Source organism: Saprospira grandis DSM 2844 (assembly GCF_000275825.1).
In the GTDB taxonomy this organism is placed as follows: domain Bacteria; phylum Bacteroidota; class Bacteroidia; order Chitinophagales; family Saprospiraceae; genus Saprospira; species Saprospira grandis_A.
The window spans coordinates 2,186,565-2,204,646 of sequence record NZ_JH719942.1 but is presented as its reverse complement, the minus strand read 5'-3'; the positions used below and the strand labels follow the sequence as shown (position 1 = coordinate 2,204,646).

Annotated in this window: 15 protein-coding genes; 2 read left to right on the top strand and 13 right to left on the bottom strand. The window is 47.1% G+C overall.

The genetic code is table 11. From position 1 onward, the window contains the following. Positions 1 to 137: 137 nt before the first annotated feature. From SAPGRDRAFT_RS10125 to SAPGRDRAFT_RS10105, 4 genes are all read right to left on the bottom strand, one after another. Positions 138 to 617 carry an RloB family protein gene (locus SAPGRDRAFT_RS10125; RefSeq protein ID WP_002659186.1) on the bottom strand — a complete coding sequence of 160 codons (480 nt, stop codon included), beginning with the start codon at positions 615 to 617 and terminating at the stop codon, positions 138 to 140. Continuing rightward, the gene (locus SAPGRDRAFT_RS10120) at positions 589 to 1,962 is read right to left on the bottom strand and encodes an AAA family ATPase (RefSeq protein WP_002659185.1); all 1,374 of its coding nucleotides are present in this window, start codon (positions 1,960 to 1,962) and stop codon (positions 589 to 591) included. Before SAPGRDRAFT_RS10120 ends, SAPGRDRAFT_RS10125 begins: the two co-directional genes overlap by 29 nt. Before the next feature lie 749 nt (positions 1,963 to 2,711). Further along, positions 2,712 to 3,476, bottom strand: a complete 765-nt coding sequence (locus SAPGRDRAFT_RS10110; RefSeq protein WP_002659184.1) for an MBL fold metallo-hydrolase — start codon at positions 3,474 to 3,476, stop codon at positions 2,712 to 2,714. Between the two features lie 12 nt (positions 3,477 to 3,488). Continuing rightward, positions 3,489 to 5,264: a gliding motility-associated C-terminal domain-containing protein gene (locus SAPGRDRAFT_RS10105; RefSeq protein WP_002659183.1), complete on the bottom strand. Its 1,776-nt coding sequence runs from the start codon at positions 5,262 to 5,264 to the stop codon at positions 3,489 to 3,491. Between the two features lie 202 nt (positions 5,265 to 5,466). Here SAPGRDRAFT_RS10105 and ygiD point away from each other — a divergent pair, with 202 nt between their 5' ends. Next, entirely contained in the window at positions 5,467 to 6,351 is an 885-nt protein-coding gene (gene ygiD, locus SAPGRDRAFT_RS10100) for a 4,5-DOPA dioxygenase extradiol (RefSeq protein WP_002659182.1), read from the top strand. A gap of 354 nt (positions 6,352 to 6,705) precedes the next feature. Here the strand turns inward: ygiD and SAPGRDRAFT_RS10095 are convergent, their stop codons facing one another. The 9 genes from SAPGRDRAFT_RS10095 to SAPGRDRAFT_RS10050 all read right to left on the bottom strand — a co-directional run bounded on the left by SAPGRDRAFT_RS10095 (position 6,706) and on the right by SAPGRDRAFT_RS10050 (position 16,149). After that, entirely contained in the window at positions 6,706 to 7,329 is a 624-nt protein-coding gene (locus SAPGRDRAFT_RS10095) for a polysaccharide deacetylase family protein (protein WP_002659181.1), read from the bottom strand. Next, the gene (locus SAPGRDRAFT_RS10090) at positions 7,316 to 8,062 is read right to left on the bottom strand and encodes a shikimate dehydrogenase family protein (RefSeq protein WP_002659180.1); all 747 of its coding nucleotides are present in this window, start codon (positions 8,060 to 8,062) and stop codon (positions 7,316 to 7,318) included. Before SAPGRDRAFT_RS10090 ends, SAPGRDRAFT_RS10095 begins: the two co-directional genes overlap by 14 nt. Positions 8,063 to 8,291: 229 nt before the next feature. Next, positions 8,292 to 9,347: a dTDP-glucose 4,6-dehydratase gene (gene rfbB / locus SAPGRDRAFT_RS10085; protein ID WP_002659179.1), complete on the bottom strand. Its 1,056-nt coding sequence runs from the start codon at positions 9,345 to 9,347 to the stop codon at positions 8,292 to 8,294. After that, entirely contained in the window at positions 9,347 to 10,279 is a 933-nt protein-coding gene (locus SAPGRDRAFT_RS10080; protein WP_002659178.1) for a UDP-glucuronic acid decarboxylase family protein, read from the bottom strand. The genes rfbB and SAPGRDRAFT_RS10080 overlap by 1 nt, the downstream gene beginning before the upstream one ends. Positions 10,280 to 10,285: 6 nt before the next feature. Next, complete coding sequence (locus SAPGRDRAFT_RS10075; protein ID WP_002659177.1) at positions 10,286 to 11,608, bottom strand: UDP-glucose dehydrogenase family protein; 1,323 nt, start codon at positions 11,606 to 11,608, stop codon at positions 10,286 to 10,288. A 588-nt stretch (positions 11,609 to 12,196) separates the two neighbouring features. Then, on the bottom strand, positions 12,197 to 13,018 hold the full coding sequence (locus tag SAPGRDRAFT_RS10070; RefSeq protein ID WP_037350806.1) for a ParA family protein: 822 nt from the start codon (positions 13,016 to 13,018) through the stop codon (positions 12,197 to 12,199). 321 nt (positions 13,019 to 13,339) lie between these two features. Further along, a complete protein-coding gene (locus SAPGRDRAFT_RS10060; protein ID WP_002659175.1) occupies positions 13,340 to 14,590 on the bottom strand; it encodes a hypothetical protein in 1,251 nt (416 codons plus the stop codon). Between the two features lie 23 nt (positions 14,591 to 14,613). Continuing rightward, positions 14,614 to 15,198, bottom strand: coding sequence for an RNA polymerase sigma factor (locus SAPGRDRAFT_RS10055; protein ID WP_002659174.1), 585 nt, complete (start codon positions 15,196 to 15,198; stop codon positions 14,614 to 14,616). 30 nt (positions 15,199 to 15,228) lie between these two features. Further along, positions 15,229 to 16,149: a hypothetical protein gene (locus SAPGRDRAFT_RS10050; RefSeq protein ID WP_002659173.1), complete on the bottom strand. Its 921-nt coding sequence runs from the start codon at positions 16,147 to 16,149 to the stop codon at positions 15,229 to 15,231. 294 nt (positions 16,150 to 16,443) lie between these two features. Here SAPGRDRAFT_RS10050 and SAPGRDRAFT_RS10045 point away from each other — a divergent pair, with 294 nt between their 5' ends. After that, positions 16,444 to 17,775 carry a dicarboxylate/amino acid:cation symporter gene (locus SAPGRDRAFT_RS10045; protein WP_002659172.1) on the top strand — a complete coding sequence of 444 codons (1,332 nt, stop codon included), beginning with the start codon at positions 16,444 to 16,446 and terminating at the stop codon, positions 17,773 to 17,775. Positions 17,776 to 18,082: the final 307 nt, after the last annotated feature.

Below are 18,082 nucleotides of genomic sequence, written 5' to 3'. Positions count from 1 at the left end.
ACAATAAAATTATTCTTCAAAAAAGGACTTACAATGTTGGTAGAGCTCCTCTCCTAATACATAAAGCTGTGTACAGCCTTCTTTAGGTAAATAACCGTCAGCCTGATACTCCTTTCGGCTACTGCTAATCGCTCTAGCTAAAAATATGGGATCTTTTTGAGGATTAAACCCTCCCCAGCAAAGGCCCTGGCTACATGAGGCTTCCAATCTTTACAATTCGCTATATTATTGGGTAAAGTTGGCTTTTCGCTATGTGCATTGAGCCAGACTTCAAAGCAGGGGTTAGAAATTGAAAGCTTCCAGTTTTTCTCTTTACAATCTTTTTGTAGCTTAGGAATTTGGGCCTTCCAACGGTCTACATCAATAACAATCCAAATACTTATTGGCCCCGTGTTAGCATACCTTTGATAAGCCGTAGTCGCTAAACCGACAAGATGTTTGGGCGCACTTTTTCCCTCCTCATTAAATAATGGTAATACCTTTAACCTAGAGGTTAGGCGATCAAAGTAGCTAAAATAAGCTGGCTCCGTTTTTTGGCCCTCACAAATAATGATAAAAAGCGTAGCATCTCTATAGGCTTCCTTTTTACTATAGGTTATTTGTTTTTTCAGCTTCATAGGCCTGCCAGTTTAAATCCTTGAGATTAGTTAAAAAAGGAATAGCACTATATCGGCCATGTAGGTAGCCTTTCTGAATATCTTTGCTATGATGTTCTTTGTATTCACTCAAGGGATAAAGATCTGTACAAGCCTTCTTATCCTTCTCTGCAAACCAAATTTCATCTCGTCTGAAAATCGTATGGTCTAATAAGTTAGATTCATGTGTAGTAAAGATTAGCTGCCCCTTTGTCGAACTGTCTTCTGCAAACTTCCGAATCAAAGCCTTCATAATAACAGGATGTATACTCCGCTCCAATTCATCTATAATATATACTTGGGCCTCATTAACCATTCCACTAAAAGCAGAAATATAATCGATCAAACGAATTGTCCCATCAGACTCTTCCCCCATAGAAAAAGTCGCTTCTTTACCTGCTGGACCATAATGCTGAAATAATAGCTGCTTGACAATAGCTTTCCCTTCCTCCATCACTATTTCTACCTGCTCCTTCTCATTGATTTCTAACACAACTATTTGCCCAGCCTCTAATTTACTGAGGTGATTTTCATAAACAAAACGTAGATTATCCTCCCCAAAAAAGTCATGCAACAAACTCTTCCTTACATACAGTTGCTTTATCCCCGTATGAAAACTCTTGACCATCTCATTGGCAAATTTCAAAAAATTGGGGTCACTATCAATCCGATGAATAAAAGATACTGGCTTCGAGTTAGGATAAATAATAACAAGTTGCTCCTCAAACCAATCCACAACTTCTCTTACCTGCTCTAGGGCCTCATGTCGCAAATCAGATAAGGTAGTTAATAAAGGAACCGACTTTTTCAGCAAGTTATTGACTATAATCGTTTGCAAAATTTGCCCCTCTTTGCTGCTTTGAAAAAAAGCAGGTAAAGAAATTACCGTCTGCCCACTCTCCTCTTTTTTGCGCTCAAAAATACATTTCGGCTCTTGCTTATCAAAAAAGGTTTGATACAGCTCTTCATGAATAATTTCTTGGCCCAAAAACTCTATATAATAAAGGTAGTTTTTTCCCTTCCTATGCAATTCTATCCCCAAGTAAATAGGCGCATCCGCTTCCGAATACTTATAACGCTCCCACTGCATATCTACCCCTATTTTCCGCTGCTTGATGATCCGCTCCAAAATATGTAGGGCCTTTACCAAATTAGATTTACCCGCTCCATTCGCCCCATAAATAGCCGCCAACTTAAGCAATCGCCCCCCCTTTGATAATTCATATTTATGATGCTTTAATTTGCTGTACTTGGGTGCAGCCAACATATTAAACTCTTTCTCCTGACCAAATGAGTACAGGTTATTTACTATAAAACGAATTAACATAGCAGCCCTCTTTATAAAATACTTTAGGTAAAAATTATACGCAACTATAGCCTAATAACCTACAATATAGGACTATTAGCCCCCAATGTGCCATTTGAAGTATTTTTTTTACGCTTAACGATTAGCATCTGCTCTTCTCTAAAGAAGGCTAGGCCTTTTTTTGGGGCGTTACTCCTTTCAGTCGTCGAACTGGCGCCTCTTCGAGGCTGGTTGTCGCAGCTTGCTGTTGTTTTGGGGCCTCCGCTGCGGCTGCGCCGCCTGGGTCTGGCCTGACGGCCAGCCCGCAGCATCGGTTACTCCCTTTGGTCGTCGAACTGCGGCCTAAAGGCCTTGTTGTGGCCTGCGGCCCTTCGGGCCTGCTATATGGGCCTGTAGGTTGTGGGTTCAATTTTATTCGGATACAGAAAATCCTGAACAATCCCCCCATGGACCTAAAAAAGGGAGAGCTGGAGCTAACAAAAAGCTAGCTCATTGGACCTTAGCGATAAGTTCACTAAGTCAGTACTTTAACTTATTAGTAACAATTGGGGATAAAAAAGGCGCAAAACTTAGGTTTTGCGCCTTTTAGGCGGCCGAAGCGGGAAGCCGGGCTAAAGCATAGCCGTTGAGCGGCCTAGCGATGTGAAAGGGGGCGGCGAAGCCGCAGACCAAGGGCAGAACGAAGTGATGCCCGCAGGGCCGAGCAGACCTGCGAGCCCTGAAGCGTAGCGCCCGCCGCAGGCGGGAGGCCCCAAAAAGAAAAAACAACCCTAATCCACTTCTATTTCTAGGCCATCATAGGCAAAGCGAATATGCTTGGGCAGTTGGGCCTCTTGTTCTTCATGCAGGCCCATATAGTGGCTAATGTGCGTGATATAAGCTCGTTTTGGGCCAATGCGTTTGATCTCCTCTAGGGCTTGGGCTAGGGTAATATGAGAATAATGCTCCTCATGGTGCAAGGCGCTAATGACCAAAGTATCCAGCCCCTGCAGATAGGCGTATTGGTCCTCAGGCATGGCCTTAAAATCCGTCAGGTAAGCAAAATTGCCGATGCGATAGCCCATCACGGGCAGGCGGCCATGGCTATATTCTACAGGCATCCAGTTTAGGCCGATGAGCGAAAAAGGCTGGTTTTTTTCTACCCTTTGCAGCAAAACCCTAGGCACCCCGGGATAATCGGCGGCAAAGATGTAGGCAAAGCTCTCTTTGAGGGCCTTTTGGACGCGGCTTGTGGCATAGAGCGGCATATCCATTTGCTGCCGAAAATTAAAGGGGCGGACATCATCTAGGCCCGCCACATGATCTCGATGTTCATGCGTAATGACCAAGGCATCTAGGCGATCGACTTGGGCGGCCAGCATTTGGGCCCTAAAATCGGGGCCACTATCAATGACCACCCTTTGGCCCTGATGTTCTACAAGAATAGAGACCCGCAGGCGCTGATTTCGGGGGTCCTTAGATTGACAAACCTCGCAATCGCAGCCAATAACAGGCACCCCCTGAGAGGTCCCCGTTCCTAAAAATCGAATTTTCATATTGTAATTACTTTAGCGCAACAAAAAGAGCGAGCCCTTTTGCTGCTTGTCTTTGCCTTCCTCCAGTTGGTATTGGGCCAAATAAATATATACGCCTTGGGGAGCCGGGCGGCCCTTAATTCTGCCATCCCAGCCCTGCATAATATCGACAGATTCAAAAATTAGGGCCCCATAACGATCATAAATTTGTAGGTGGTAATTGCCTATATTTTGGCCAAAGGCCGCCCGAGGCCTAAATATGGGGTTTCGGCCATCGGGGGCCAAGGCATTGGGAAAATGAAGCAGGGGCTTTTGCTGCAAACAAAACTCATTGGAGCGGCTCGACCAAAATAAGTACTGCCCATTGGCCAGTTTTAGACGGCCCTCGGCCTGCAGATAATAACAGCGGTTGGCCTGCTCTGCATCCCTTAAATCTATAGGATCTAAAAATGTTTGCTGACTGCTATCTAAAAAACTAATTTGCTGCCATTGGCCCTGCTCCAAAGCATAGAGCTGATAAAACTCGGCCTGTAGGCTATCGCCCTGCAAAGGCGACCAATCTAGGCGGTTTTCAAAATTATCTAGGGCCTCTCCGCTCAACTCTAAGCTTAGGGCCTGATTGCTCGAATAGCTTAGGCCGCAAAGGTCTGTTGCAATAATCCGATAATAATAAGGCCCCCCAGCACTGTCTATATTTGCATCCAAATAGCTATTTTGTTGGCTCGACTGACTGGCCAAAACTAATCGGTCCTCCCAGTTTTGCCCGTCCGTAGAACGCTGCAAACGCCCCTCGGCAAAATCACTATCCAAATCCCAACGCCAACTCACTTCTATGCCCGCATTGGCTGGGGCATAGCTTAGCTCGGTCAATTCTAAAAAATCTATGGGCCGATTGGCCGAGATATTAAAATCTAAAACATTGCTATTCGCTCGATAGCTGCCATTTTCCTCCATGGCTTCTACCCAAAAACGCAACTGCTGCCCATCCTCGGCCCCTAGGTAGCTATAAGTAGTCGTCAGCACGGTATCGACCAGCTGCGGACTCCCTCCATCTTCTTCCATCCAAACCAAATAACCCGCTACTCCATCCGCCCAGTTTTCATAGGCGTTCCAGTTCAAATCTAAACGGCGGCTACAAGACTCAAAGTTAGAGGATAAAAAGATAGAGCTATGTGGTCCAGTAGTCCCATCATTAACCGTCCCCTCTCCCAATGGGCCTTTGTTGCAATTGCTCACGGCCACTATAGCATAACGCACCAGTAAATCCACTGAATTGAGATCCGTGAACTGCGTCCCTGTTACTAATTGGTTGTTGGCTGGATAAGGAAAGAAATTCCCCGATCCATAAGGATTCTCTTTGTATATCTGATACCCAATAATGCCCGGGCTCGGACTAGCCGACCAGCGCAAAACAGGCAGACCCGTTTGCAAATCTACCGACTGAATATTGGGCGTAATGGGCCGAGCATTGTCAATGACCGCAGAACTAGTCAAAATACTCGCCCCGCAAAGCATCCCAACTTGATAAAACCGATTGGCCGAAGCCGTATAGATATACAACTCCCCCAACTGCGCCGGATCCGTAATGGTATCTATGGGCTGCAAGTTGCTGGCCGTTGGACCAGAAAAAACTACATAGCCCGTGAAATTCGTACAAAGATTGGCCGAAGACCAACTCAAAGAATCATTGCTGCTGCCCGTCAATTGCCGAGCACAAAGATCAAAAATAGCCGCCTGCCCCCTCCCCTGCTCGGGCAAAAGACAAAGGAAAAGCAAGAGGCCAAAGAAATATAAATAGGTATTGCGCATAAAATTCTGCCTAGTTTGTTCAACAAGATAATCAAAAAGGAATAAAGGCCGAAAAGCCCAGCTCTAGCAGCACTAACGATTTAAGCCCCCTAAAGATTACCCCGCGCTTTCTTCCTTGGCCCTAAAATATCCGTTAAAATCAAAGGGGAAACTTGGAAAAACAAAACAAAGTCTATACATTTAATGTACATACATCTATAATATGAAACGGAAAGATTTTGTCAAATGGCTAGCCCTTAGCCCATTCTTATTTGCTATGCAACCACTATCTAAATTAGGCAATTGGAGCGACTCGCTCGACAATAGTGCCAAAATGCCCGTCCTCTTTTTGGGCCACGGTAGCCCTATGAATGCGATCGAAGAGAATCAATTTGTGCGCAACTTTAGAGATTTGGGTAAAAAATTGCCCAAGCCTAAGGCGATTCTTTGTGTTTCGGCGCATTGGCTCACCCAAGGGACCAAAATCATGGCTTCTGATCCGCCCAAAACAATTCACGATTTTGGCGGCTTCCCTCAGGCCCTTTTTGATGTGCAATATCCCGCTCCTGGCGACCAACAACTGGCCCGGGAAGTTCGCGATATGGTCGGTGGCGATTTGGACCACAGCTGGGGCCTCGATCACGGTTCTTGGTCGGTCATCAAACACCTCTATCCCAAGGCTGATGTGCCTGTTATCCAGATGAGCATTGATTATAATAAACCTGCCAGCTACCATTTTGAGTTGGCCCAAAAGCTACAACAGCTCCGCCATAAGGGCGTCTTGATCGTAGGAAGCGGTAATATTATTCATAACCTCCGCCGAGTCAATTTTTCTAAAATCAATACCATTGGTTATGGCTACGACTGGGCCAAGGAGGTCCACGCCAAAACGGGCCAATACCTCAGGGACCAAAATTATCAGGCCCTCATCGACTATAAAAAGGGGGGCAAAGCCTTTGAATTGGCCGTGCCCACTCCCGACCACTATTTCCCCATGATCTACAGCATCGGCTTGGCCGACAAAAACGATCAAATCCGCCTGTTCAATGATGAGCTTTTGGGCGGTAGCCTCAATATGACGTCTTTCATTTTGGGCGAGGGAATTTAGTTTTTTTGGGGCTGCCCCGCCCTGCGGGCGGGTCGGGCTGTTTCGCAGCTCGCTACTCGCTCGGCCCTGCGCCAGCAAGCTGGCTTGGTCTGGCGCTTCGCGCCACTGCTGTCCATCCCTCAGCCAGATTTAATCGCGCTGCTTTGACCATAGTTTGCTATGAATTTTCTGCTAGGCCAGCTATTTTTTAAGGGCATAGCCTTCGCTATGGCCGAGAAAAATAGGGCCGACTAGCGGGAAATTGCTGCAAACTATAAAAGTGAGTGCGTTTAAATCTGGCTATTGCCTGCGGCGGCTTCGCCGCCTGCTAGACGCAGAAAAGGAGCAAAACTTGGGTTTTGCTCCTTTTTTCTTTTAGGGCAGGGCCTTAAAAGAATAGCCTTTTGCGCTAAAATAAGCCAAGAGTTCTGGCAACAAAGCTCGAAGATGAGTGCCTGCCTTCAGGCTATCATGCAAAACGATAATGCTTCCATCTTGGGCCTTTTTTTTGAGCAGCTGCATAGATTGTTGGGGGCTTCTTTGGGCATCAAAATCGCCGGGAATAATTTCCCAGGCAATGATTTCATAGCCTTTGGCCCGAATGGCCTTGGCTTGCTTGGGTCGAATGCGGCCATAAGCTGGGCGAAAATAGCGAGATTGGATAAACTGCTCGGCTTTTTCCAAATCGGCTAGATAGTCGGTGGTATTGCTTTTCCAGCCATTGAGGTGGGCATAGCCGTGCATAGCCAAGCAATGCCCTTCGGTTAGGGTGGCTTGGGCCAAATCGGGTAGGGCGGCTACATTTTTGCCCAAGCAAAAAAAGCTAGCTTTGGCCTGATAGCTGGCGAGTTGGTCCAAAATCCAGCGGCTATGTTCTGCCGTGGGACCATCATCAAAAGTGAGGTAGAGGCAAGGGCCAGTAGAAGAAGGCGGATAATGCGTGCGCATAGTTGAAAAAAGGCCTTGCCAAAAGCGGGGCGTATATTTAGGATACCACATCTCTATTCCAGATTTCCCAAGATTTTTCGGCTTGTCCAATGAGCATAGGCAAGCCATTTAATGTTTTGGCGCCTTGTTTGGCCCCTTTTTGCAAAAATAGGGTTTGGGCGGGATTATAAACGAGGTCGTATAAATAATGATTTGGACCAATGGCCTCATAGGGCAAGTTCGGGGCCTGATCTATTTGGGGATACATACCTAGGGGGGTTGCATTCACAATCAATTGATAGTCTGCTAGGAGTTTGGGGCTGAGGTCCTGGTAGCTCAGTTGCCAGCGTTCGGGGCTTCTGGACACCACCTTATAGGGAATCTCTTCTAGTTCTAGGGCATGGGCCACTGCTCTGGCGGCTCCGCCATGGCCCAAAACTAGGGCTTGTAGGGCGGGCCCCTCTCCTAGCAGCTCTTGTAAGCCTAGGCGAAAGCCCATCACATCGGTATTATGGCCCATGAGTTGGCCATTGGGCAAAAACTGAATACAATTGACGGCCCCTACGGCCACCGCCGTAGGCGCTAAAACCGAAAGGTAAGGAACGACAGCCTGTTTATAGGGAATCGTTACATTGAGTCCCTTCAAATTGGGGTATTGGGCCAAGAGATTGGGCAGGGCCTCAATTTGGTCTAGAGGAAAAGCCTTGTATTTGGCGGGGAGGCCAGCTTTTGCAAATTTCTGATTAAAGTAATTGGGGGAAAAGCTATGTTGGAGGGATTTGCCCAATAAGCCATAAAGTTGCATTTGAATAAGATTAGTGGGGAGAGAAAATAATTGGTCCAATTGGGTTTTGCAGGGCCGAAGGCCCGCAGGCCTAGCGATGTGAAAGGGTGGCCGTTAGGCCAGACCGAAGCGCTGCAAGCGCTGAAGGGCCGAGCGAATAGCGAGCCCTGTAACGTAGCGCCGCAAGGCGAAGCCGCAGCGGAGGCCCCTAAAAAAGCAGAAAGCCCCCAAAAAGGAGGCTTTACATCATCTATTGATATTGTTTTTCGTAGTAATCGCGGTAGCTACCAGAGACAATATGCTCTAGCCAGTCTTCATTATCGAGATACCATTTGACGGTTTTTTCTAGGCCCTCTTCGAATTGGAGAGAGGGGCCAAAATCCAGTTCATTTTGCAATTTACTGGCGTCGATGGCATAGCGGCGATCGTGGCCGGGTCGGTCCTTAATGAAAGTAATGAGTTGTTCTGCGCTGCCGGCTTCTCGGCCCAGTTGTTTGTCCATAATTTTGCAGAGCAGCTGGACTAGGTCGATATTTTTCCATTCATTGTGGCCACCAATATTATAGGTTTCGCCTAATTTTCCTTGATGGAAAATTTTATCAATAGCGGCGGCATGGTCCTTCACCCAAAGCCAGTCGCGGGTATACTTGCCATCGCCATAAATGGGTAGAGTTTTCTGCTTTTTGATATTATTGATACAGAGCGGGATCAGTTTTTCGGGAAACTGATTGGGGCCATAATTATTGGAGCAATTGGAGATGACCACAGGCAGGCCGTAGGTATGTTGGTAGGCGCGCACAAAATGGTCGGAGCTTGCTTTGGAGGCCGAATAAGGCGAGCGGGGATCGTAGGCGGTTTCCTCGGTAAAGAGGCCCGTTTCGCCTAGGGTGCCATAGACCTCATCGGTAGAGACATGATAAAACAGCTTATTCTCCATATTATTGGCCCAAGCCTTACGGGCGGCTTGTAGGAGTTGGAGGGTGCCCATCACATTAGTTTCCACAAAAGCGAGAGGATTCTCGATAGAGCGATCCACATGAGACTCTGCGGCCAGGTGAATAACGCCATCAAATTGGTGTTGCTCAAAAAGTTGGTCGAGCAGGTTTTGGTCCAAAATATTGCCTTTGACAAAGGTATAATTTGGGGCTTGCTCTATTGATTTGAGATTTTCTAGATTGCCGGCATAGGTGAGGGCATCTAGATTGACAATTTGGTAATTGGGATATTTATTTACGAGCAGCTCTACTAGGTGGCAGCCGATAAAACCGGCGCCTCCAGTAATGAGCAAAGTTTTTTGATTCTTCATTAGAGGAGTACTTTTTTGAAGTATTCATAAGTTTTGGCCATCCCTTCGGCGCGGCTCACCTTAGGTTCCCAGTCTAAAATTTCTTTAGCTAGGCTAATATTGGGTTGGCGTTGTTGGGGGTCATCTTTGGGTAGTGGGCGGTAGCCGATACTTCCTTTGCCGACCAGTTGGACCACTTCTTTGGCAAAATCGAGAATTGAGATTTCGTCGGGATTACCAATATTTACGGGCATAGCGTAGTTACTCATCAGCAGGCGGAAGATACCTTCTACTAGATCATCTACATAGCAGAAAGAGCGGGTTTGTTGTCCTTTGCCGAAGACCGTAATTTCTTGGTCTAGCATAGCTTGAGAGAAGAAAGCGGGAAGAGCTCGGCCATCATCTACGCGCATACGGGGCCCATAAGTATTAAAGATCCGTACGATGCGAGTTTCTAATTTGTGGTAGGTATGATAAGCCATAGTAATGGCTTCTTGGAAGCGTTTGGCTTCATCATAGACTCCACGGGGGCCGATGGGATTCACATTGCCCCAATAATCTTCTGTTTGGGGGTGGACAAGGGGGTCGCCATAGACCTCTGAGGTAGAAGCGACCAAAATGCGGGCATTTTTGGCTCTAGCCAAGCCCAAAAGATTATGCGTACCCAGAGAGCCTACTTTGAGGGTTTGGATAGGAATCTTGAGGTAATCAATAGGGCTAGCGGGAGAGGCAAAATGCAGGATATAATCGAGTTCTCCGGCCACATGAACAAACTTAGAGACATCATGATGATGAAACTCGAACTGTTTTAGGGGGAAGAGGTGTTCAATATTTTTGATATCGCCAGTAATGAGGTTATCCATGCCTATTACGTGCATGCCTTCGGCAATAAAGCGATCGCAGAGGTGAGAGCCTAGAAAACCTGCGGCTCCAGTAATCAATACGCGTTTCATAGTTAATTAGGCTTTAGGGTGAACCGTAGCACGGCCAATACTTTCGTAATAAAAAGGTTGCTCACGCATTTGTTCTAGCGAGTAGACATTGCGGCCATCAAAGATGACTTTGCTATTGAGTACAGTAGCGATTTTCTCAAAATCGGGTGTACGGAACTCGTTCCATTCGGTCAAGATAGCCAAAGCATCTGCGCCTTCTAGGGCCTCATATTTATTTTCGCAAAGTGTAATTTTATCGCCAAAGATTTGCTGAATATGGCTCATGGCTTCGGGATCAAAAGCCTGTACTTTTGCGCCTAGCTCTAGTAGTTGCTCAATAATCAAGAGGGCGGGTGCTTCTCGGATATCATCGGTATTGGGTTTAAAAGAAAGGCCCCAAAGCGCGATAGTTTTGCCCTTAAGTTCGTCGCCATAATAGTTTTCTAGCTTTTCGACTAGGCGGTTTTTCTGTCTTTGGTTTACTTGCATGACCGACTTTAGAATTTTAAAGTCAAAATCATATTCTTCTGCAGTTTTGGCCAAGGCCTTTACATCTTTAGGGAAGCAGCTTCCGCCATAACCGATACCGGGAAACAGGAAGCGCTTACCGATGCGGTTATCTGAGCCCATTCCTTTGCGGACGGCATCTACATTGGCGCCTACACGCTCGCAGAGGTTGGCGATTTCGTTCATAAAAGAAATGCGGGTAGCCAGATAAGAGTTAGCGGCATATTTGGTCATTTCGGCAGAGCGTTCATCCATAAAATAGATGGGATTACCTTGGCGAACGAAAGGCATATAGAGTTTTTTCATCAGTCCACGGGCGCGCTCAGAGTTTGTACCCACCACCACTCGGTCGGGCTTCATAAAATCTTCTACGGCAACGCCTTCGCGCAGAAACTCTGGATTAGAGACCACATCGAAGAGAGACTCGTCTAGATTTTTGGCCAAGATGGCATGTACTTTTTCGGCAGTGCCTACGGGCACGGTACTTTTATCGACAATCACCTTATAAGAAGTGATTATTTTGCTAAGGTCATCGGCTACGCCCATCACATAAGAGAGGTCGGCGGCGCCATCGCCACCTGGAGGGGTGGGTAGGGCTAAAAAGATAATTTCTGCATCTTTGATCGCCTCGGCCAGATTGGTGGTAAACTTAAGGCGGCCAGCCTGAGCATTGCGCTCAAAAAGGTGGTCCAATTCGGGCTCATAAATGGGAACCTGTCCGGCCTGCATTTGCCGCACTTTTTCTTCATTGATATCTACACAAATTACGTGATTGCCGGTTTCGGCAAAACAAGTTCCTGTTACTAGCCCAACATAGCCAGTCCCTACGATTGCAATATTCATAGCCTAGAAATGATAATTATGGTTTAAAAATCTGGGCAAATATACAGTGAACTCCTTTAAAAACAACTGTCCTTGCGCTTGAAAGCTAATTTTACGCCCTTCCTCGTTATTTTTCTCCACGATAGCCCTGCTATCCTGTCAAAAAATGCCTAAAATAACCTAAAATTATTACTCAAGCGCTATAAGAACGTCATCCTCAAAGGAGTTCAGTGAACTCCTTTAAAAACAACTGTCCTTGCGCTTGAAAGCTAATTTCGCTTACAATAGACGGTCGTTTTTTCTATATATTCTGCTGTATTTGGGCGGCTTACTTCCTAGCCGCTTTGGCCCATTCCATTATTTTGATGAAAGAAGAAGCTGTTTATTCTTCTATTTAGTCGTAATTTTTGTCACAGAGGGTTTTGTTTTGGGGCCTCCGCAGCAAGCTGCGGCGCTACGTTACAGGGCTCGCTACTCGCTCGGCCCTGCGGCGGCAAAGCCGCCTAGGTCTGGCCGAACGGCCACCCTTTCACATCGCTAGGCCAAACGAGCTAGACAAAAAAGCGGCTGCGCCCTTGGGGCGCAGCCGCTTCTGTTGGCCCAAAGCCTTTAGTCTTTATTGGCTTGTTTGCGCAACTGAGCTTTGAGTTCTTTTTCTTGGCCTGTTTGTCCGTTCTTAGTCAGAATTTCTTGGGCCAGATTAAAGAAATTGATGGCTCCTTTAGAGCTAGCATCGTACATAGCCACGGGTTTACCTTCGCCAGGGGCTTCGGCAATTCTAGAGTTTCGGTGGATGACCGTTTTAAAAACTCTTTCGCCAAAGTACTTGCGGGCCTCTTCTACCACCTCTTTGGCGAGGCGGAGGCGGGCATCGTACATAGAGAGCAAGATCCCTTCAATATCGAGTTGTTTATTGATTTGGCTTTTGACTAGGCGGATAGTGTTCATCAATTTGCCTAGTCCTTCTAGGGCGAAGTATTCGCATTGGACGGGAATGACCACAGAATCTGAGGCGGTCAGGGCGTTTACGGTAACTAGGCCCAAAGAGGGCAAGCAATCAATAATAATAAAGTCGTATTCTTCTTTGAGGGGGGCAATAAGGCCCTTCATGATATATTCTCTTTGCCAGCGGTTGATCAGTTCGATTTCGGCGCCGACCAGGTTGATATGGGCGGGCAGTAGGTCGAGGTCTGGCGTAGAGGTAGATTGAATAATTGTTTTGGGGTCCAGTTCATTGACCAAACAGTCATATAAGCTCTGTTCGATACTATCTGGAGAAATGCCTACTCCTGAGGTGGCATTTGCTTGGGGGTCTGCATCAATGAGGAGGACCTTATGCTCTAGAATGGCAAGGCTAGCGGCCAGATTGATGGCTGTAGTGGTTTTGCCCACTCCTCCTTTTTGGTTGGCGATGGCGATTACTTTTCCCATATGATTACTGCCCGAGGGCATTTATTAACGTCTTTTTGGATACCCAACAAAAGTAATTTTTTTTTCCCTCAATTACAAATAGAAGATTAGGGGTTGGGGCTGGCGCTTGGCGGCGGGCGATTTGGCCAAAATTGGGCTTGGCCCAGCGCTGCGGAGTGGGTGGCCGAAGGCCAGACCCAGGGCGGAACGAAGTGGAGCCCGCAGGGCCGAGCAGACCTGCGAGCCCCGCAGCATAGCGGCGGCCAACCTAGGCGAAGCCTAGCTGGCCGCGGGCCCCAAAAAAAAGCCCCCCTACAAAAAGTAGAGCGGCTTAGCTTTAGCTTATTTCAATTTGCCGAGGGCTTTAAATTGGCCATTGGCTTGTTGTTGCCAGAGTTGGTTTTGGGCATCTAGGCCCCAGATATTTTTAATCTTGGCTTTGGGGAGTAGTGGTTGTTGGGCGCTGCTACGATAAGCCAGTCCATCTTCGGTCTCGATAATGAGTTCTTGAAGGGTTAATGGCTGGCCAGTTTCGCTTTTTAGCGAAAGGGTTTTATCTGTTGCCAACACCTCTTGCCATAGGGTAGTTTGGCCATAGGCCCAACTGCCTGGCTCTTGGATGAGCTCTTGCTGCGCTTTGGCCAAGGCGAGAGTTCTTTGCTCTTTTTGAGCCGCCAATTTTTCTTCATATTGGGCCAGTTCTTTTTGGTAGCGAGCTTGGCTAGCTTGGGTGTACGGAATAAGGGGTTGTACGGCTAGAGAGAGCTTTTGGTCCTTATTTTTAAGTTGTAATAGGTAGTGCAATTCGTCCTGTTTTTGGATACTGATATCCGTCCAGTTCACCTCAAACCAGTCGCTCTTAATTTTGGATTTAGGGGCCACCCAAAGCAGCTCCTTATATTGGGCCAAAGTTGGAAACTCCCGTGCATCTAGGTCTACATTAAAGACCTGCATATTCTCCTTGAGTTTTTCGGGGGCCAAAGGCTTTTTGGGCAAGGGGAACTCTGCTTCGATTTGGGCCTTTAGTGCTGGATCTTCGGTTTTAGCAACGGGCTGCCAACTTTGGTTTGCTGCATTAAATCGATAGAGCTGCTGTTCCCCTTTTTGTGGCCAATCCATTTGGAAATTCTCGGTCTTCGTTTGGAGTTGCCAAACCCCATTTTGCCAAAAGAACTCGCCTGATGTTTGGGCCAGAGGCAACAAGCCCGCCTGGTACATAGCCAAAGGCGTTTGGATAGAGCGGCAAAGCAAATCTGCGGGCAGCTCGCCCTGAGCTGCTTGGAGTGGAGAGGCAGCTTGGGCTGCATACTGCTCATATTCAGCTAAAAAATTGAGTGCGTCCTGATTTTTTGCGCTTTCTTTAGGCAGCATCCACCAAGTCAAAATGGCCAAAAGAATAGCCATGCCTGCCCCCAATCCATAACGGATAGCGGCTGGCGTTTTGGCCTTGGGTTCTTCTATGGCCTGCTGCTTTTCAGCTTGTCCAGTTTGTGCTTCAAACTGCCCCATCAGGGCCTCAAAGTCTTGGTGTTGCGCAATTTTATCACTGCTCAGCGGAGGTAAATCGCGTTCAATTTTGTAATTATTATTCATGACAGTTAGTTTATGTTAGTGGTCTATGCCAGCTTTTTGAGCATTTTCTTCATTTTCTGTAAGAGGCGATACACCTTTACTTTTGCATTGTTTTCGGTAATATCTAAGATCTCTCCTACTTCCTTGAAGGGGCGCGACTCGAAGAAGCGGAGCTCCAATATTTGGACCTCCTCGGCCTTGAGTTGCTCCATGATTTCTTGCATCTGTTTGTAGCGAAACTCTAGACCAATTTTATCCTCTATCTCCATTTCATCTTGCAAAAGTTGCAGTTGTTGTTCTTCAATGTGCACCACTCGATGGCGGCGGTTTTTTCTAAAAAACTGGGCAATTTCATTGCTGGCCAAGCGGTACAGCCAAGCCCCAAAAGCTAAGCCTCTAAACTCATAGCTGCCCAGATTTTGCATGGCTTTTAGAAATACCTGAGAACAAAGGTCTGCACTCAAGCTCTCATCCCCCGTCCGCTTATAAATGAAGCGAAAAATGGGCTCGTAGTAGCGCCTATATAGTGGGCCAAAAGCCCGGGGCTGTTGCTGCGCCTGCTGTATCAGCTCCCATTCGGCTTTTAGTTCTTCTTGGGTTTTTGGAATATGGTTGGAAGATGTACTCATCTGTCTTTCTTACTGTGAACGGACTGCGTTCTATTCGCTAATAGAGTATTGAAAATCATAGACGTATTGTCGCCCTGCTTTTTCTACAATTTTACGAGATAATAGCCCCGCAGGCCCCTCGTATTCATAGAAAATGCGCTCCTCCAATTTCCGATCGCCATCCGGACTAAAACGATGGCGCTCTTTTTTGGCAAGCCGCTGACTACTATACTTGTAATTTTCATCCCAAATTAGTCGATTCCTTCGGTCTTTCCTAGTTTTTGTCAATACTTGGCCCTCTTCATTCAGCTGGGCCCGCTCTCTATACACTAAACGATGTTGGTCATGATATAGACGAGCTAGCTCCGCCTCTTGCTCATAACTATACAAAAGTAAGCTTTTGTTGGGCCAAATAGACTGCATGGCATTGAGGTCCCTCATTTGTCCTACATCCTCCACTTTTTGCCGCAATAAACGCCCCCGCTCATCAAAGTCATAAACAAAGAGTTGCCGAAACTGCCGCTCCTGCTTATATTCTGTCACCTTTTGAAAAGGTACCGAGTCTTTTTTATACAAATAACTATGCAGATATTTCAATTGCTCCTCCTGCAAACTGTCAAACTCAAATTCATCAATGGCCAAAATTTGCCCCTGCCGATAATAATAATCTAAACGACGGGCCTTATCTCCAGTTGGCAAATAATAGGTACTTTTATGAGGCTTTCCATCCCGAAGAATGTGCCGCTCCAACTGATAGGCCGCCTGCACTTCTGCCCCCAAAGCCCCCAAAGACAAACTACTATCCAACTCATTGACAGCCAACCAAACAGATAGGTCATTGTAGCCGCCTGCCTCTCGCAAAGCCACTACCGAATAGGGCCGTTCCGGATAAACTCCAGCAAATTTATCTTGCTGCAGCTGGGCATTTAACCCCCAACTCAAAGCAGAAAAAAGTAGCAAAAGTCGCATCATGAAAAAAAGAATTTAATTTATCGACAGACTTTATTTATTTTTTGGGGCCTCCGCAGCAAGCTGCGGCGCTATGTTGCAGGGCTCGCAAGTCTGCTCGGCCCTTCGCTTTTTTCGCTTCGCTCAAAAAAGCTCGGTCTGGCCTAACGGCCACCCCTCCACAGCGCTAGGCCAATAAACGCCCGGCCCAAAACAAAGTCTATCCACTATTATTAAGACAAATTTACTCAAAAGATACAAGGATGCTCAGGCCTTTTTGTTTGCAAGCTGCAATTTTGCCCAAAAAAAATTATCTACATGAAAAAACTAGCCCTACACTGGCAAATTTTATTAGGCATGTTAGCCGGTATTGTCCTAGCAGTCATCGCCCTGCAATTTGGAACCACCCTCGAAAATGGAGAAAATACCGCCGCCATCTTTATCCAAAATTGGATCAAACCCTTTGGGACCATTTTTATTAACCTGCTCAAAATGATTGCGGTCCCCCTTATTGTCACTTCTCTCATTAAAGGAGTGGCCGACCTCCAAGATATTTCTAAGCTCTCCCGTATGGGCGGCCGCACGATCCTCTTTTATGTTTGTACCACTATTATTGCCGTGAGCATCGGCCTGATTATGGTCAATCTCATTGAGCCCGGCGGCGGCGTTTCTGAAGCCACCCGCGACGGCCTTTTGGCCCAGTTTAAAGGCGATGCCGATAGCAAAATTATGGCCGCCGCCGCCGAAAAAGGCAAGGGCCCTCTCCAAGCCCTCATCGATCTGGTCCCCTCCAATATTTTTGTGGCCCTCTCTAATAATGGGCTGATGCTGCAAACCATTTTCTTTGTCATTTTCTTTGGCATCGGCATTATCCTCATTGATCCCAAAAAAGCCGAGCCCGTCAAGGCCTTTTTTGATGGGGCCAATGAGGTGGTCCTCAAACTAATTGACCTCATTATGTTGGGCGCTCCCTATGGCGTTTTGGCCCTTATGGCCTCTCTGGTAGCCGAAGCCCCCGATGCCGAGATTTTCTATGCCCTGATTTGGTACGCCCTAACGGTAGTCCTTGGCCTAACTAGCCTCATTATTATTGATATTTTACTGGTCATGCTCTTTGCCAAAAAGTCGCCTAGCTTTTTCACCAAAAATATTCTTCCCGCTCAATTACTCGCTTTTTCTACCAGCTCTAGCGCAGCCACCCTACCCGTTACGATGGAGCGAGTAGAGGAGCATATTGGGGTGAGTAAGGAGGTCAGTAGTTTTGTCTTGCCCGTTGGCGCAACGATCAATATGGATGGAACCAGTTTGTACCAAGCCGTTGCCGCCGTATTTATTGCTCAGGTACTTGGCTATGACCTCACTTTGGGCGCCCAATTGAGCATTGTGATGACCGCAACCCTAGCCTCTATTGGCTCTGCGGCTGTACCCGGTGCCGGTATGCTCATGCTGGTGGTGGTCTTAGAGTCTATTGGGGTCCCCTCTGCAGGGATTGCCCTCATCTTCGCTATTGACCGCCCCCTCGATATGTGTAGAACAGTAGCCAATGTGACCGGAGATGCCATGGTGGCCACCTCTGTAGCCGCTAGCCTAGGCGAACTCAAAGAACCCGAGGTTAAAAATTGGGATGACCACTACCAGAAGGAGGAGTAACCGCCTTTAGTTTTATCCCTCTAAGGGCGCAAAATTAAAATTTTGCGCCCTTTTCTGCGCCTAGGGACAAGTTCTTAAGTAACAAGAAGGTATTTGGGGCCCTGGGCTGAAGCCCAGGGTTATTGACTGAGCGAACGGACGGACTAAAGTCCTTGTTCGCTTTTCAACTCCTAAGGCTATTCACTAAACAAGAAAATGAACCCAAGCCCCAGCAGCAAACAAGGGCTTTAGCCCGCTAGTTTGCATAGACCCGCAACCATGGGCTTCAGCCCATGGCTATAATCAGCTTCAGCCCGACTACTAGTAT